At 65.6% G+C, this 16,312-nt stretch carries 15 protein-coding genes, 1 tRNA gene and 1 pseudogene; 6 read left to right on the top strand and 11 right to left on the bottom strand.

Annotated elements, in window-relative coordinates:
* Positions 1-3: 3 nt before the first annotated feature.
* From CDV49_RS06395 to CDV49_RS06380, 4 genes are read right to left on the bottom strand one after another with little or no spacing between them, the layout of a single operon-like run.
* Positions 4-795, bottom strand: a complete 792-nt coding sequence (locus CDV49_RS06395; RefSeq protein ID WP_088214739.1) for an enoyl-CoA hydratase/isomerase family protein — start codon at positions 793-795, stop codon at positions 4-6.
* Positions 792-2,174, bottom strand: coding sequence for an enoyl-CoA hydratase-related protein (locus CDV49_RS06390; protein ID WP_088214738.1), 1,383 nt, complete (start codon positions 2,172-2,174; stop codon positions 792-794). The genes CDV49_RS06395 and CDV49_RS06390 overlap by 4 nt, the downstream gene beginning before the upstream one ends.
* A gap of 5 nt (positions 2,175-2,179) precedes the next feature.
* A complete protein-coding gene (locus CDV49_RS06385) occupies positions 2,180-3,388 on the bottom strand; it encodes an acetyl-CoA C-acetyltransferase (protein WP_088214737.1) in 1,209 nt (402 codons plus the stop codon).
* A 16-nt stretch (positions 3,389-3,404) separates the two neighbouring features.
* Complete coding sequence (locus CDV49_RS06380) at positions 3,405-4,166, bottom strand: 3-hydroxyacyl-CoA dehydrogenase (RefSeq protein ID WP_088214736.1); 762 nt, start codon at positions 4,164-4,166, stop codon at positions 3,405-3,407.
* Between the two features lie 279 nt (positions 4,167-4,445).
* On the opposite strand from CDV49_RS06380, the gene CDV49_RS06375 reads away from it, so the two are divergent.
* Together CDV49_RS06375 and serA are read left to right on the top strand one after the other, a co-directional pair.
* Complete coding sequence (locus tag CDV49_RS06375; protein ID WP_088214735.1) at positions 4,446-5,600, top strand: phosphoserine transaminase; 1,155 nt, start codon at positions 4,446-4,448, stop codon at positions 5,598-5,600.
* A gap of 65 nt (positions 5,601-5,665) precedes the next feature.
* Positions 5,666-7,261 carry a phosphoglycerate dehydrogenase gene (serA, locus tag CDV49_RS06370; protein ID WP_088214734.1) on the top strand — a complete coding sequence of 532 codons (1,596 nt, stop codon included), beginning with the start codon at positions 5,666-5,668 and terminating at the stop codon, positions 7,259-7,261.
* Positions 7,262-7,601: 340 nt separating this feature from the next.
* Here serA and CDV49_RS06365 read toward each other — a convergent pair whose 3' ends face one another.
* From CDV49_RS06365 to CDV49_RS06335, 7 genes are read right to left on the bottom strand one after another with little or no spacing between them, the layout of a single operon-like run.
* The gene (locus CDV49_RS06365; protein WP_088214733.1) at positions 7,602-8,540 is read right to left on the bottom strand and encodes an AEC family transporter; all 939 of its coding nucleotides are present in this window, start codon (positions 8,538-8,540) and stop codon (positions 7,602-7,604) included.
* On the bottom strand, positions 8,540-9,340 hold the full coding sequence (locus tag CDV49_RS06360; RefSeq protein ID WP_088214732.1) for an MBL fold metallo-hydrolase: 801 nt from the start codon (positions 9,338-9,340) through the stop codon (positions 8,540-8,542). The genes CDV49_RS06365 and CDV49_RS06360 overlap by 1 nt, the downstream gene beginning before the upstream one ends.
* Positions 9,337-10,176, bottom strand: a complete 840-nt coding sequence (locus tag CDV49_RS06355; RefSeq protein ID WP_088214731.1) for a TatD family hydrolase — start codon at positions 10,174-10,176, stop codon at positions 9,337-9,339. Before CDV49_RS06355 ends, CDV49_RS06360 begins: the two co-directional genes overlap by 4 nt.
* Positions 10,177-10,183: 7 nt before the next feature.
* A complete protein-coding gene (locus CDV49_RS06350) occupies positions 10,184-11,281 on the bottom strand; it encodes a DNA polymerase III subunit delta' (protein ID WP_088214730.1) in 1,098 nt (365 codons plus the stop codon).
* Positions 11,278-11,886 (bottom strand): dTMP kinase, encoded by a 609-nt coding sequence (tmk, locus tag CDV49_RS06345; RefSeq protein WP_088214729.1) that lies wholly within the window; start codon positions 11,884-11,886, stop codon positions 11,278-11,280. Before tmk ends, CDV49_RS06350 begins: the two co-directional genes overlap by 4 nt.
* 42 nt (positions 11,887-11,928) lie before the next feature.
* Complete coding sequence (locus CDV49_RS06340) at positions 11,929-13,101, bottom strand: D-alanyl-D-alanine carboxypeptidase family protein (protein ID WP_088214728.1); 1,173 nt, start codon at positions 13,099-13,101, stop codon at positions 11,929-11,931.
* A 26-nt stretch (positions 13,102-13,127) separates the two neighbouring features.
* Positions 13,128-13,811, bottom strand: a complete 684-nt coding sequence (locus CDV49_RS06335) for an SPOR domain-containing protein (RefSeq protein WP_143413130.1) — start codon at positions 13,809-13,811, stop codon at positions 13,128-13,130.
* A gap of 141 nt (positions 13,812-13,952) precedes the next feature.
* Between CDV49_RS06335 and CDV49_RS06330 the strand changes: the two genes are divergently transcribed.
* From CDV49_RS06330 to CDV49_RS20670, 4 genes and pseudogenes are all read left to right on the top strand, one after another.
* Positions 13,953-14,040 (top strand) — tRNA-Ser (locus CDV49_RS06330).
* A gap of 449 nt (positions 14,041-14,489) precedes the next feature.
* Positions 14,490-15,566, top strand: a complete 1,077-nt coding sequence (locus CDV49_RS06325) for a hypothetical protein (protein WP_088214726.1) — start codon at positions 14,490-14,492, stop codon at positions 15,564-15,566.
* A 236-nt stretch (positions 15,567-15,802) separates the two neighbouring features.
* The gene (locus CDV49_RS06320) at positions 15,803-16,108 is read left to right on the top strand and encodes a hypothetical protein (protein ID WP_088214725.1); all 306 of its coding nucleotides are present in this window, start codon (positions 15,803-15,805) and stop codon (positions 16,106-16,108) included.
* Positions 16,109-16,112: 4 nt separating this feature from the next.
* Positions 16,113-16,312, top strand: a pseudogene (locus CDV49_RS20670) (hypothetical protein); the annotation flags it as partial.

Raw genomic sequence — 16,312 nt, 5'->3', positions numbered from 1 at the left:
TCCTTATCGCCCGGTAAAGACGGGTGTCCGTTTGGCGGTGAAGGCGGCGGTGCCTTCGGCGAAATCCGCCGTGCCCGTGCCCGCGAGAAAGGCCGCGCGTTCCTTCTCCAGCTGTTCGGCGAGGGTCACGTGTTCGGCCTCGTCTATGAGACGCTTGGACTGGCCGAAGGCGCGCGTCGGCCCCCGCGCCAGCGTCTGCGCCAACGCCTGAACCCGGCTGTCGAGATCGTCGACAGGCACGACCTCGTTGATGAGCCCCCAGTCACGCGCGGTTTCCGCATCGAGCACGCGGCCCATCAGCAGAAGCTCCATCGTCCTCGCCCGCCCGAGGAGCCGCGGCGCGAACCACGTGGCCCCGCAATCGGGCGAAGACCCGAGCTTCTCGTAAGCCATGAGGAACTTCGTTCCCGTGGCCGCGACGATGATGTCGGCAGCCATCATCAGCGACAGCCCGGCCCCGGCTGCCGCCCCGCGCACGGCGGCGATCACCGGCGCATCCGCCCGGCGCAGCGCCAGGATCGCCGGGTTCAACGCGTCGAGCAGATCGTTGACCACCGGAACCGCTATCTCCGGCCCGCCGGCGAAGCTTGCCACATCGCCCCCGGCGACAAAGGCGCGCCCCTCCCCGGTGAGCACGATGGCGCGCAGCCCCTCCAGTGCCGTCACCTCCCGCACCGCGGCGAGGAAGGCGCGCGCCAGCGGCACGTTCAGCGCATTCAGCACCTCCGGCCGGTTGAAGGCGATCCGCGCGATGCCGGTTTGCGCGTCGAACCTTGCAAGGACCAGATCGCTCACGGCTTGGCCTTGTCTGTGATGGCTGAAATCACCGGGGACGACACGAAGCGCGGCCCGTAGGAGTATTCCAGTGCGCCCATGCGCTTCCTCAATTCTTCCTCTCCCAGATGACGGGCGAAATAAATCGGCCCTCCCAGATGCACCGGGAAACCCCAGCCCATGACCGCGCCGTAATCGGCCTCCGCCGCAAGCGCCACGGCCCCGCCCTGAAGCGCGGTTGCCGCAGTTGACACCTGGACGAACAGCAGCCTGTCCTTCACTTCCTCCAGCGAAACGGTGTCCACGGCCTGTTTGAAGGTCTTCATGCTGTTCGGTCCGTCGCGGACATCCTCCGGCGTGAGCGACATGCCGAGCTGGTCCGCCGCAGTCTGAAGCACGGCATCGGACACCCCCTCCGCCCGCAGCAGGCGCGTCTCCTCCAGCAGCGCGGACAGGCCCGACGTCACATAGGGGCCTTTCGGGTCGGTCACGTTGCGCCCCGCCTTGGCGGCGGCAATCCGCGCCTCGAAGGTGACCCAGACCATCGCGGGTGCGACATCGCCGGTAACGAGAGTGCCGAAATAATCCCGCTCGATTTTCAGCCCCGCGTCGATCGGCACGCGGGTGCCCTCGAACACGCAGGAGAGAATGGCCTGTGGCGCAGGCTGGTGACCTCCGGTTTCAGCCAGAACCTTTGCATTCCAGGTCGTGAACAGATCCATCGCCTCGGCGGACTCGGGCGCTGGCCCCGGCAGGGCGAAACCCTTCTCGTCCCAAGGCTGGACGGACCTGACGCGCCCCTCGCGGATCGCGGATTTCGCGGCAGCGAGCAGGTTTTCCGGCGGCACCACCTCATCGAGAATGCCTGCATCCAGCGCCTCGGACGCCGTCATCGGTTGCCCTTTGACCAGCACCGGCAAGGCGGCGGGGATACCGATGATCCTCGGCAGGCGCTGCGTTCCGCCCGCGCCGGGCAGGATCCCCAGCGTCACTTCCGGCAGGCCGAACCGCGCCTTCGGATTATCCGCCGCGATGCGGTAGTTGCAACCGAGCAGGATCTCCAGCCCGCCGCCAAGCGCCGTGCCGGGAGCGGCGCCCACGATGGGCTTGCCGGAGGTCTCGAACGCCCGCACCATCGCGCCCAGCGTGCCGATCCTGTCGGACGCGGCCTCCGGGGTCAGATCATAGAGATCGTGCATGATCGCGAGATCGGCTCCGGCGACGAAATCCTTCTTGCCCGAGGTCAGCACGATGGCCTTGACCGCCGGATTGGCGGCCAGCGCGCGCGCCTCCGCGTCCAGCGCATCGGTGAGCGCCCAGTCGATCACGTTCATGCTCCGCCCGGGCATGTCGATGGTGACGGTCGCGATGCCTTCGGCGTCGATATCGGTCGTGAACATGTCTCTCAGACCCTTTCGATGATCGTTGCGACACCCATTCCCGCCCCGATGCAGAGCGTGACGAGCGCGGTCTCCTTGTCCTGCCGCTCCAGTTCGTCGAGCGCGATGCCAAGGATCATAGCCCCCGTCGCCCCGAGCGGGTGGCCCATCGCAATGGCGCCGCCATTGACGTTGACGCAAGCCGGGTCGAGGTCAAGCGCCTCGGTGAAGCGAATGGCCACGGCGGCGAAAGCTTCGTTGATTTCATAAAGATCGATGTCGCCCGGCGTCATTCCCGCCCGCTTCAACGCCTTTTCGGCGGCGAAGGAGGGCGCGGTCAGCATGATCGTGGGTTCCGACCCGATCTCGGCAAAGGCGCGGATACGGGCGCGGGGACGCAGCCCCTGCGCCGCCCCCGCCTCCCGCGTGCCGATCAGCACCGCCGCCGCGCCGTCCACGATACCGCTGGACGACCCCGCGTGGTGCACGTGGTCGATCTCTCCCACCTCCGGGTAGCGGAGGCGGGCGATGGCGTCGAAGCCCATCTCCGCCCCCATGCGGGCGAAGGAGGGGCGGAGCTTTGCCAGATCCGCCGCCGTTGCATTGCCACGCACCGTCTCGTCCCGGTCGAGCATCACCCGCCCGACCCCGTCGCGCACCGGCACGACGGAGCGGTCGAACCGCCCCTCGCCCCAGGCGCGGGCGGCGCGGCGATGGCTTTCGACGGCAAAGGCATCCGTCCGCTCCCGTCCGTATCCCCATTTCGTCGCGATGAGATCGGCGGAAATGCCCTGCGGCACGAAGCGGGTGTTGAAGGAGACCTGCGGATCGGAACTCCATGCCCCGCCATCCGACAGCATCGGGATGCGGGACATGCTCTCCACCCCGCCGGTCACCACCATGTCCGCCTGCCCCGCCATGACCTTGGCCGCGCCCATGTTGGTCGCTTCCAGCCCCGAGCCGCAGAAGCGGTTGATCTGCACCCCCGCCACGTCCTGTGCATAGCCCGCCTGAAGGGCGGCGATGCGGGGCAGCACCTGCCCCTGCTCGCCCACCGGCATGACGATCCCCATCACGATGTCGCTCACCGCCGCGGTCTCGAGCCCGTTGCGGTTCCGCACCGCCTCCAGCACGGTGGTGGCCAGGGTGACGGGCGTTGCCGGATGCAGGGCGCCGTCGGGCTTGCCCCGGCCGCGCGGCGTGCGCACGGCGTCGTAGATAAAGGCCTCGGTCATGATCCCCCCTTGCGGCTTACCGCGGCGCCATGCGGATCGCGCCGTCCAGCCGGATCGTCTCGCCGTTCAGCATTTCGTTCTGGATGATGTGCAGCGCCAGCGCGGCATATTCCTGCGGGCGGCCCAGGCGCGAGGGGAAGGGCACCATCTTGCCAAGGCTTTCCTGCGCCGCTTCCGGCAGACCCTTCAGCATCGGTGTCTCGAAAATGCCGGGTGCGATGGTGCAGACGCGGATGCCGATCTGCGCGAACTCCCGCGCCGCAGGCAGCGTCAGCCCCGCGACCCCTGCCTTGGAGGAGGCATAGGCCGTCTGGCCGACCTGCCCTTCAAAGGCCGCGACGGAGGCCGTGTTGACGATCACCCCCCGCTCTCCCGAAGCCTGCGGCTCCAGCGCCTGACAGGCATCGGCAAACAGCCGCAGCATGTTGAACGTGCCGATCAGGTTCACCTCGATCGCGCGGCGGTAATCGTCGAGCGGCATGACGCCGTTGCGCCCCAGCACCTTCTGCGCCGGCGCGACACCCGCACAGTTGATGAGCACGCGCGGGGTGCCAAGTTCAGCGAGGATCTTGGCAAAGGCCGCCTCGCCGCTTTCCGCCTTGGACACATCGCACTGCACGGCGATGCCGCCGATCTCCTCAGCGGTCTTGCGTGCGCCTTCCTCATTGTAATCCACCAGCGCCACCTTCGCGCCGCCCGCGGCCAGCGCCCGCGCCGTCGCATCACCCAGCCCGGAGGCGCCCCCGGTCACGACCGCGACGATTCCCTTGATGTCCATATGTCCCTCCTTCCGGCACGGAGCCGGTTACCTCGGCGGAGACGCTAGCACGGCGGCGGATGTTACTGAATAGTAAAATTCATAAATGATATTCCAATGTAAACAGATAGTTGAATATCAAGTTCACCTCCATTGGCGAATTTCCCCTCCTGCAGGAGATGCCGACAGAATGTGCCAATGCGCCGCAGTCTTTGCTTGATTTTCAAAATGACGCGGCGTATCCGCATCAGCGGGACACCTCTCCCCAACGAGAGGCGATTATCTGTAAGGATACCAGCGATGGCGATCTCCGCTCCGGCTCAACGCCCGGCCAATCCGCGTTTCTCCTCCGGCCCCTGTGCCAAGATCCCCGGCTTCACCCTCGACATGCTGTCCGACGCGCCGCTTGGCCGCTCGCACCGCGCCGCTGTCGGCAAGGCGAAGCTCAAAGAGGCGATCGACCTTACCCGTGAAATTCTGAACGTGCCGGCGGACTACCGCATCGGTATCGTCCCCGCCTCCGACACCGGTGCCGTGGAAATGGCGCTGTGGAGCCTGCTGGGCCAGCGCCCGGTTGAAATGCTCGCCTGGGAAAGCTTCGGCGAAGGCTGGGTCACCGATGTGGTGAAACAGCTGAAGATCGATGCGACCGTGAAGAAGGCCGGCTACGGCGAGATCGTCGATTTCGCCACGGTGGATTTCGCGCGTGACGTCGTCTTCACCTGGAATGGCACCACCTCCGGCGTGCGCCTGCCGAACGGCGACGCGATCCCGGCGGACCGGGACGGCCTGACCATCTGCGACGCGACCTCCGCCGCCTTTGCCATGGACCTGCCGTGGGACAAGCTGGATGTCGTCACCTTCTCCTGGCAGAAGGTGCTGGGCGGTGAGGGCGGGCACGGCGTCCTGATCCTGTCGCCCCGCGCGGTCGAACGGCTGGAAAGCTATGCCCCCGCCTGGCCGCTGCCGAAGATCTTCCGCATGACCAAGGGCGGCAAGCTTATCGAGGGCATCTTCGTTGGCGAGACGATCAACACGCCGTCCATGCTCTGCGTGGAGGACTACCTTGTCGCGCTGAAATGGGCGAAGGCACTGGGCGGACAGAAGGCGCTGATCGCGCGGGCCGAAGCCAACGCGAAGGCGCTGAACGATTTCGTCGCGACGAAGGACTGGATCGCGAACCTCGCCGCCGATCCGGCCACGGCCTCCTGCACCTCGGTCTGCCTGAAGTTCACCGATGCGCGGATCAAGGACGCTGCCGCCTTTGCCAAGGCCGTCGCGAAACGGCTGGAAAAGGAAGGCGTGGCGCTGGACGCCGGCGCCTACCGCGACGCGCCTCCCGGCCTGCGGATCTGGTGCGGCTCCACCGTGGAAACCTCCGACGTGGAAGCGCTGCTGCCGTGGATCGAATGGGCCTTCGAGGCCGAGATCGAAGCGCAGGCCCTCGCCGCCTGATCCCTGTCCCATACGAGACCGCCCCTGCTGACGCGGGGCCAATCCCTCCATTCAAGGAGCCTGAAATGGCACCCAAAGTTCTGGTTTCCGACGAGCTTTCCGAAACCGCCGTCCAGATTTTCCGCGACCGTGGCGTCGAGGTCGATTACCTGCCGAAGATCGGCAAGGACAAGGACGCGCTGGCCGAGATCATCGGCCAATACGACGGCCTCGCGATCCGTTCCGCCACCAAGGCGACGGAAAAGCTGCTGGAGAAGGCCACCAACCTCAAGGTCATCGGCCGCGCCGGGATCGGGGTGGACAACGTGGACATTCCGGCCGCCTCGAAGCGCGGTATCATCGTGATGAACACGCCCTTCGGCAACTCCATCACCACCGCCGAACATGCCATCGCGATGATGTTCGCGGTCGCGCGCCAGCTTCCCGAAGCCTCCGAATCCACCCATTCTGGGAAGTGGGAGAAATCCCGCTTCATGGGCGTCGAGCTGTTCAACAAGACGCTGGGCGTGATCGGCGCGGGCAATATCGGCGGCATCGTCTGCGACAGGGCGCTCGGGCTCAAGATGAAGGTCGTGGCCTACGACCCCTTCCTGTCCGAAGAACGCGCCAAGCAGATGGGCGTGACCAAGGTCGAGCTGGACGAACTGCTGGCGCGGGCCGATTTCATCACGCTGCACGTGCCGCTGACCGACAAGACCAAGGGCATCCTGAACGCCGAGAACATCGCCAAGACGAAGCCCGGCGTGCGGATCATCAACTGCGCCCGGGGCGGACTGGTCGATGAAGCCGCTCTGGCCGAAGCCCTGAAATCCGGCCACGTCGCCGGTGCCGCCTTCGACGTGTTCGAGGTGGAGCCCGCCAAGGAAAGCCCGCTCTTCGGCCTGCCGAACGTCGTGGTCACGCCGCATCTGGGCGCGTCCACCACGGAAGCGCAGGAGAACGTGGCGCTCCAGGTGGCCGAACAGATGTCGGACTACCTGCTGACCGGCGCGGTGTCGAACGCGCTCAACATGCCCTCCGTCACCGCTGAGGAAGCCGCCGTGATGGGGCCGTGGCTCAAGCTGGCCGGGCATCTGGGCGCCTTCGTCGGGCAGATGACGGACGAGCCGATCAAGGCGATCAACGTGCTCTACGACGGCACTGTGGCGAAGATGAACCTTGCCGCGCTGAACGCCTCCGTGATCGCCGGGGTGATGAAGACGACCAACCCCGACGTCAACATGGTCTCTGCCCCGATCATCGCCAAGGAACGGGGAATCCAGGTCTCGACCACCAGCCAGGAGAAGTCCGGCACGTTCGACGCCTATATCAAGGTGACGATGGTGACGGAGACGCGCGAACGCTCCATCGCGGGCACTGTGTTCTCCGACGGCAAGCCGCGGTTCATCCAGGTCAAGGGCATCAACATCGATGCGGAAGTGGGCGAGCACATGCTCTACACCACCAACAACGATGTGCCCGGCATCATCGGCGCGCTCGGCACCACGCTGGGCCAGCACGGGGTGAACATCGCAAACTTCACGCTGGGCCGCTCCTCTGTCGGCAAGGACGCAATCGCCATCCTGTATCTGGACGAGCCGCTGGATGGCCCGACGCTGGACGCGCTGCGCGACACCGGGCTGTTCAAGCAGGTCCGCCCGCTGGAATTCGCAGCCGCCTGATCCTGCCGGAATGAAAGATGACAAGCCGCGCCCCGTTGGGCGCGGCTTTTTCATGGGATATGGCGGCGGGAGGCATCAGAGCCGATGAAAACCTGCGGGCTTTCGCGGGCTGCTGAAAGCAGTTCGGAAGTCTCGCATCCGGGCCTTGGAAACCGGAAAATCGGACCGAGGCATCCGAAATGTGTGGATTTCGGGATTTCGCCGGATTGCGAACGATTTCCGCTCCAACGTGGACCTGAAGGCCTGTTGGAGAGTCGGGCGGATCGACACCTTTCTGCGGGAGACAAAGGACATCCGCCCGCCGCCGGTTGGGCTCGGCGGGGCCGCCCGGGGCCTGCCCTCAGGCGCCCAGAAGTTTCAGCCAGACCCAGATGGTGAGCATGGAAGCCGCCGTTCCGAGCAGGACGGAGGAGGCGGCCACGCGCTTGGCCGCGCCATACATGTTGGCGAACAGATAGGCATTCGCACCCGGAGCCATCGTCGCGGTCTGGACGGCGGAGCGGAACCCCTCGAACGGCAACCCGAAGGCCTTGCCCATCAGCCAGACCAGCGCCGGATGCCCGATCAGCGACAGGAAGCAGATCACCATGATGAGCTTCATGTCCCCCTCCGGCCGGTAGCGGAACAGCACGCCGCCCAGACCGAAAAGCGCGGCCGGCAGCGCCGCCTGCGCCATCATGTTGACCGCGCCCCAGAGCGGCCCCGGCAGCGGCAATCCGGTGAGGTTCACCACAAGGCCGGTGGTCACACCCATCACCAGCGGATTGTGGAACATCGCGTTCAGCACCTGCACCGCAACCCGGGCGGGACTTTTCGCGGCGTGGCGGCTGCGGATCACCTCCATCAGCGTGATGCCGATGCCGTAAAGCAGTGGCGAGTGGAAGGCGATGATGAGGTAGTTGCCCGCCAGCCCCTCCGGCCCGAAGGCGCGTTCCGCAATGGGAATGCCGAGCAGGAGGGAGTTGGAGAACATGCAGCAGAAGCCGACCGCCACGCAATCCTCCGGCGGCCGCCTGAAGGCATAGCGCGCGGCGCCGGCCCCGATCAGGAAGCAAAGGATCGCCGGGATGAAGAAGCTCGCCAGCAGCCGGATATCGAAGTTCTGACCAAGGTCCAGCGTGGCAATGCCGCGGAACAGCACAAAGGGGATCGCGAAGTTCTGGGTGAAACGCATGAGCGCATCGACCATCTGGTCCGTGAACAGCCCCCGCCATGCGATGAAGTAGCCGAAGCCGATGACGAGAAAGACCGGAAGGATGACATCGACCAGCGCCTGCATCAGAGATCGTAGCTCAGCGTGAGCCCGTCATAGGCCGGCACGACGTTCTCCGGCGTCTCCGCCATCACATCCTCATAGTCGAGGTCGATATGCATGTTGGTGATCACGGCCTGCCGCGGGGCGGCGCGCGTGATCCAGCCCAGAGTGCGCTCCAGATGGGCATGGGTCGGATGCGGCTTGCGCCGGAGTGCGCCGACGATCCAGCAGTCCAGACCGGAGAGCACGGGCCAGGCCTCCTCCGTCAGTTCCAGCGCATCCGGGAGGTAGGCCACGTCACCGATACGGAAGCCGAGCGCGTCGATGCTGCCATGGTTCGCGCGGAAGGGCACGAACGGGATCGTCCCCCCCGCCCCCGTGACCTCGAACGCGCCGGTGATCGGCTGGAGGTTCAGGATCGGCGGGTAGGAGGAACCGGGCGGCTGCACGAAGACATAGTCGAACCTGTGGAGCAGCGCCTCCGACGTCGGCTCATCCGCCCAGACGTCGAGCCTGCGGCGGATGTTGAACACCACCTGCCGCAGATCGTCTATTCCGTGAACATGGTCGGCATGGGCGTGGGTATAGACAACGCCGTCAAGCTCCCCCACCCCGGCGCGGAGAAGCTGGGTGCGCAGGTCCGGCCCGGTATCCACCAGCACGCGCGTAACCCCCTCCGGCGTCTCGCGCGTGACAAGGAGCGCGCAGCGGAGACGTTCATTCTTCGGGTTGGCCGGGTCGCATTCCCCCCAGTGGCCGCCCAGACGCGGCACCCCGGCGGAGGATCCGCAGCCCAGAATGGTATAGGTGATCCGCCCCGTCATGCCGCATCCGCCTTTCGCGCCGCGCGGGCGAAAAGGCGGTCGAAATTGTCGGAGGTCAGGCGCGCGAAATCGGCATAGTCCATGCCCAGCGTCTCCGCCCCCTTGCGTGCGGTGAAAGCGGTATAGGCCGGTTCGTTGCGGCGGCCCCGGTGGGGCGGCGGGGCGAGATAGGGGGAGTCCGTCTCCACCAGTATCCGGTCTCGCGGGGCAGCGGCGAAGATGTCGCGCAGACCGCCGGACTTCGGAAAAGCGGTGATCCCCGACATGGAGAGGTAAAACCCGATGGCCAGCGCCGCCTCCGCCAGTTCGGCGGAGGAGGTGAAACAATGCATGACGCCGGTGAAGCCGCCCCTTGCATGTTCCTCCGTCAGGATACGGGCCATGTCCGCATCGGCGTCGCGGGAATGGATGATGAGCGGCAGGCCCGTCCGCCGCGCGGCTTCGATATGGAGCCGGAGGCTGACCGCCTGCGCCTCCGCGCTGTCGGCGGAGTAATGATAGTCGAGCCCGGTCTCGCCGATCCCCACGCATTGCGGATCATCCGCCAGCGCCAGAAGCTCCGCCAACGTCACCGGCGGCTCCTCCGCCACCGACATCGGATGGATACCCGCCGCGTAGAACACGCCATCGAACCGCCCGGCGATGCCGCGCACGGTGGGAAGGCTGCCCATCCGCGTGCAGATCGTGACCATCCGCGTCACGCCAGCCGCACGGGCGCGGGCCACCACGTCGTCAAGCTCTCCCTGAAAGTCGGGAAAGTCGAGGTGACAGTGGCTGTCAACGATTTCAGGAACCGCGGCGGCGGGGGAAGCGGAAGGGGAGGAATGATCTGTCATCGGTGCCTCAACGGGCGGCCACTGCCGCCGCCGTCTCGTCCAGTGTCAGAACCATATCAAGGAGAAGCGTGGCAGGGTCAAGGTTCACCGCCCGTCCCTGTCGCGCGCGGGCGCCTGCCGTCTCCTGCACTTCGGCCCAGCGGCGGGCGGCCGCGAGGTCCGGCGAAAGCCGCGCGAGGAGCGCCCCTTCCCCCGGCAGGGCCTCCAGTTCAGGCGGTCCCGCGACACCTGTCCGGGCAAGGCGGGCCAGAAACAGGTCGAGCAGCGTGAGGATCAGGTCGAACGCGGCCTCGTTTCCCCGGCCCGCTCCGCGTTCCGCCAGCGACAGGGCTGCCTGCCTGTCCATGCCCGGCGCCTTTGCCATGAGCGCGAGGATATGTCCGTAAAGCTCGGCGCCCCCGCCTGCGCCAAGACGCACCGCATCGCCGACCGATCCCCCGGAAAGGGCCGCCAGCGCCGCCCCCTCCCCGCTCACGCCCGCGCCTTCCAGCGCGCGGGACAGGTCGGCCTGATCCAGCGGGCGGAGCCGCAGCTCGCGGCAGCGGGACCGGATGGTCGGCAGCAACCGCGAGGGCTGATGGCTCACCAGCAGGAGCACCGCGCCCTCCGGCGGCTCCTCCAGCACCTTCAGCAGCGCATTCGCGGCGTTGGGGTTCAGCTCATCGGCCGTATCGACGATCACCACCCGGCGACCGCCCTCTGCCGCGGAGAGGCCGAAGAAGGCGCGCAGGCGGCGCACTTCGTCCACCGGGGTCTCTGCCTTGAAGCGGCCGGCCTTTTCGTCATAGGGCCTGCGGATCAGCAGCAGGCGCGGCTCGCTCAACGCCCGCAGGCGATGGGCCAGGGCATCGTCCTGCGGCGGGTCGAGCGTCGCGCCGAACATCCCCGGCGCGGGCGGTTGCAGCAGGTAGCGCGCGATCCGCCACGCCAGCGTGGCCTTGCCGATGCCGCGCGGGCCGGTGAGAAGCCAGCCGTGGTGCAGCCGCCCGGTCTCCACCGCGTCGAGAAAGGCACCTTCCGCCGCTTCCTGACCGTACAGGCGCTGCGTTTCGCGGGGATGGGGCACGCCCTCCAGCCGGTCGGATTCGGGAAGATCGTCGCTCATCCCGCCTCGCCCAGTGCCGCGCGCACGCGGGCGGCCACGGTATCCTCGTCGTCTCCGCCGTCTATCACGCGGCAGCGGACGGGAAACTCGCGCGCCAGCGCCAGGAACCCCTCCCGCATCCGCGCCTGAAGCGGGAGGCCGAAATCCTCGAACCTCTGCTCCCCGCCGGGGCGGGCGCGGGCGCGGGAGAGGCCGGTTTCGGCGTCGATGTCGATGATGAAGGTCAGGTCGGGCTCCACCCCGATCATTAGGTCGTGCAGCCTGTCCACCATACCCCGCAGATCGCCCCGGCTCACACCCTGATAGATGCGGGTGGAATCGGCGAAACGGTCACAGACGACCAACTGGCCCGCAGCGAGCGCGGGGCGGATCGTGCGTTCGAGGTGATCCCGGCGGGCGGCGGTAAAGAGCAGAAGCTCCGTTTCCGGCGACCAGCGGTCCGGCTCCCCCTCCAGAACGAGACGGCGGATCTCCTCCGCGCCGAGCGATCCGCCCGGTTCCCGCGTCAGCAGAACCTCCCGCCCCTCAGCCGCGAGGGTCGCTGCCAGCCGCCGGGCCTGAGTGCTTTTGCCCGACCCGTCTATGCCTTCAAAGCTGATGAACACACGCCCCTCCGCCCGGTTCGGCGGCAAGCGGCCGGGGCCCGCTCAGAACTCCGCCCCGCCGGCGGGGGCGCTCTCCGCACCGGTCATGCGGTGCACCAGCACACGGGCCGCCGTCAAGAGCCGCGTGCCGAACCCCCCCTCCGCCACCGCCGTCGCGGTGACGAGCGGGACATGCCGCGGCTCCATGTCCGGCATGCGGATGACCAGTTCGCCGACCTGCTGCCCGGCTGCGAGCGGTGCCTTCAGCGGGGCGGCATAGATGGCCTCTGCCGAGACCTGCCCCTGCACCAGCGCCGGCACCAGAAGCTGAAGATCTTCCGTCACCGTCAGGCCGACCGTAGAGGTGCTGCCCATCCAGACATCGGCCTCCACGATGACCTCGCCCTTACGGACGACGGTCTTTTCGACGAAGTTGCGGAAGGCCCAGTTCACGACACTTTCCGACTCCTCCCGCCGCTCCGCTTCCGTCGCCATCCCGTTCAGCGTGAACACGACGCGCCGCTCGCCCTGCTGCGCGGAACCGACAAGGCCGTAGCCCGATTCTTGCGTGTGCCCGGTTTTCAGCCCGTCCGCCCCGATGCCGAGGCTCAGGATCGGATTACGGTTGTGCCGGTTGGCGGGCGCGCGGTTGTCGAAGGGAAATTCGGTGATCGCGAAGTAATGGTAGTATTCGGGAAATTCGCGGATCAGATGCACGCCCAGCGTCGTCAGATCCTTCATCGTCATCCGTTGTTCCGGGTCGGGCCAGCCGGAGGCGTTGGAGAAATGGGAGGCTTCCAGCCCGATGGCCCGCCCTCGTTCCGTCATCTGGCGGGCAAAGGCCTCCTCCGATCCGGCAAGCCCCTCCGCCACCACGACACAGGCGTCGTTACCGGAAAGCACAATGATCCCCTTGACGAGCTGCTCCACCGTCGGGCGGTCACGTTCGTTCAGGAACATGGTCGAACCGCCCATGGCCCGCGCCTTGGAGGAGACGGCGAAGGTGGTGTCCATCGTCACCCGCCCGTCCCGCAGCGCCTCGAACAGCATGTTGAGCGTCATGAGCTTGGACATGGAGGCGGGCGGCAGGGGAACCTCCGCGTTCTTGTCCATGAGGACGGTGCCGGTCTTGAAATCCACCACATAGGCCGAGCCCGCGCGCGTCTCGAACGCCGAGGCAGGGATGGGAAGGGCTGCGAGAGCCACGAGCACGAAGGGGGCAAAAGGTTTGAACATGGCTCTCCATCCAGATCCGGGTGGCCTCATAGGGCGACAGCGTAGGCATCGGCAAACCCGAGCCGCTTCACTTTTGCGAGAAGTTCGCCCGGAGCGCCATCCCCCGCGGCCCCACCAAGCGGAATCGTGACCCGCCAGACAGCCCCCGACCGCCGGATTTCCGCGCGAAGCCCTGCCTCCGCCAGCTTCTCGCGGGCCGCATGGGCATTCGCCTCCACCCCGAAGACCGCGACCTGAATCGCCTGCGGCCTGCTGAGGGTAACCCGCGCGGCGCTCTCCGCCACCGCAGGGACGACGGCAGGAGTGTCTGCCGAGAGGGGAGAGGCACCCGCAGAGGGCATCACAAGCGCCGTCACACGCACCGCAATCCCTTGACCCGCGCTCACTCCCAGCACCCCCGCGAGGTCGGAGGAAAGCTGAAAGCGCCGATCTCGGGACATGTTGGGCAGGAGCGTGGCCGCCGCACTGCCGTTCCGCCCCTCGACCAGCACACGGCGGCTCTCCACTCCGGGGCGCGCGATCCACAGACCACCGAGCGTGGGCCGCCCGTCCCAAACCGCGCTGCCGGAGAGGCGCAGCACGTCCGGCGCCGACCGTTCCTCCGCGCGCGGCCGGGCCTGCTCCTCCAACGTAGGAGCCGGAACGACAGGTTCCATGCCGCAGGCCGCCAGCATCATCGCGGCCAGAACACCTGCCACTGCGTGTCTCATCCCCTGTCCCGCTTCTCCCCTGTCCCGATTCCACCCGGTTCGCCCGGTTTCCGTTCCATTTATCAACGACGCTAGCGCAAGTTCATGCAGCGCAGCATTTATCTTTCCGAATCGCCCGCCACCCGTTATCCGCCCACCGACGGAAGAGTGGCCGAGCGGTTTAAGGCACCGGTCTTGAAAACCGGCGATGGGCAACCATCCGTGGGTTCGAATCCCACCTCTTCCGCCATTCAATTGATTTATCGATTTGAAATCGCTGCGATATTTGCGCTGTCCCTTTATGTCTTCCCCCACTACTTCCCCCATTTCGTTTTGGATGGTGGCGGAATTGGTCGGCCATGACACGTCGGGAACATTGTCCCGACCGGGCTAAAGTCCGCAGTCCGCAATTTCAACCGGACGAAAAAATCTGCCCGCGAGAGGGGCGCGGGTCTGGCGGATCGGGCCGGGTTTCCGACCTTGCCCCCCCCTGCTGCGCGCTGCGGCTTTCGCTATTGCGGACTTGCGTGAACACTCGCACCCTACGTTCGGAGCAGAAGGCCAGCCATCAGCCGCGATTCGCAGCCTTCCCGACCCGCAATTTGCGGCAACACCTCACGAGCACGTGCAAGAGGTAGCTTTACTTCCTTAACAGCATGGCAACAGAGATAGGCTGTGTAGCTTCTATTGGTTTAAGCCATGACCATTGCTTTACCTTTTGTCATCCTCCTGTTCGGCGCGTGGTCCCTCATCTGCATCGCTTATCCGCTCAGGCCTTTTCGCAACCGAAGGGAAGCGCTCCTAGGATTCGTTGCTTCGATACTTGGTTTCATTTTTGCCGCGGTTTCTTTGATGAGCCACCAAACGAACCCAGCGCCGACCGCAGAGCAGGCCGCTGTTTCTATCAGCGACCGCGCTGCGCCGTTGCCTACGGCGGTCGAAGACCGCATAAGCGTAGAGACTAACAGTCTCCCCGAGAGGCTCGCGCTCTGTGAAATGGTCAGTGAAAACTCAGCGGAGACGCGGCTCATTTCTGAGGCCCATGATCTTCTCCTCGCACCAAGTGCGGATGCCGATCCCGTTCTGAATGAGAGGGCGAGCGGGTTGCTGGATAAGCAGATCAGCCGTCGCGTGATCGAGAGCCAACCTGTATCGGTACTCTGTGAGAAAGACGGATGGGCTCTCGTCAGAACGATGAATGAGAGCGCTGACACGAGTTCCGTCGGCTGGGTTCCTAATGGGGCGCTTGCGTTCCCTCAGCCAAATACGACCACAGTGCGCTCCATTGTTATGAAGGAGGTGCCTTGGACCGCGCAAACCAAAAAGTATCGTGATAAAATTCTGCTCATTCTCAACAGCATAGCTCGGGACAATCCGTATTGCCGCTCGCTTGATCCTGCCACACTAGAGGTTTCTGAGCGCGGCACCAGAGAGGATCCGGTCTTCTTCGTAACATGCGAAGGCGGCGACATCCCCTTCAACATCTGGTTCCGTCCCTCAGATGCCGGAGGTTGGTTCGGGCCAAGCCCACCCATCGAGCGATCCGCAGCAATTAGCGCTTGCGAGCAAGGCGCCCGCGCTTCGGCCACTCATCCGTCGACGGTGAGTTTTTCGCGGTTCATTGATGTCACATGGACTACCTGGAACTCCGGCCGCGCAAGATTGGCATCGACCTTTACCGCCAAGAATTCATTCAACTTGGAACTTAAATATCAGATCAGCTGCCTGTTTGAGGGGAATCGCCTGCTAGACATTCAGGTTTCTGAGGCGGGGTGAAGTCGGCCGGTGGGCCGTCCACAATGGACAAAGCCCCGCGTTGGCGGGGCCGGCCTTCTTTGGCGATGAAGGCGCGCGACCTTACCGCCGTCAGAGCGGCTTGCCGAACCTGTCCCGCGGCTCGCTGCCGACCATGCGATAGGCCATTGCGACAAGCGCCGTCTGGTGGATGTTCATGTCCAAAGCGGGCAGGTTGTGACCGGGTCGGGCGTGGCGCTGGGCGGGAGGGGCTGTAAATGAACTGGATTGAATGTTCTCAAGCAACTGAGAGGATCTACGGTCACTCCCGCTTTTCGTGGCCTGTGACAGGATGGGAAGGCTTCAACTGTGAGGATGGCATCACAATTTCCGACCTGACTGGCGGCATCGCCTGGCTCTGGACGCTCCCAGGTGACGCGATACTGCGATATCCGCCGATAAATGAATTCCTTGAGATGGATGCCAATCACACAGGAGGCTTCCTGTCAGGCTTTATCACTATGGCACTTGTCTGGGCGGCGCTTCTCGTCATAGGCGCCTTTATTGAGGGCGGATTCAGGTGAGGGAATGATGGCTACCATTCGCGACCGTCTCGTTGCGAACAACGAGCGCGTGAAGCTCGTTGCGAACTTCGTGAACGCCATTGCGCTGTGCCTAATCGGGTTCGCCATCCTCCGGCCCCCTCACGGAAAGCCTGTCGAACGCCAATCTCTCCACGTTATGGTGGGGCGCGGTCGGACTCGCATTCCGGCAGCCCCCAAACACCC

This window comes from Haematobacter genomosp. 1 (genome assembly GCF_002196855.1).
Classification (GTDB): Bacteria; Pseudomonadota; Alphaproteobacteria; order Rhodobacterales; family Rhodobacteraceae; genus Haematobacter.
This window is presented reverse-complemented; position numbering and strand designations above follow the sequence as displayed.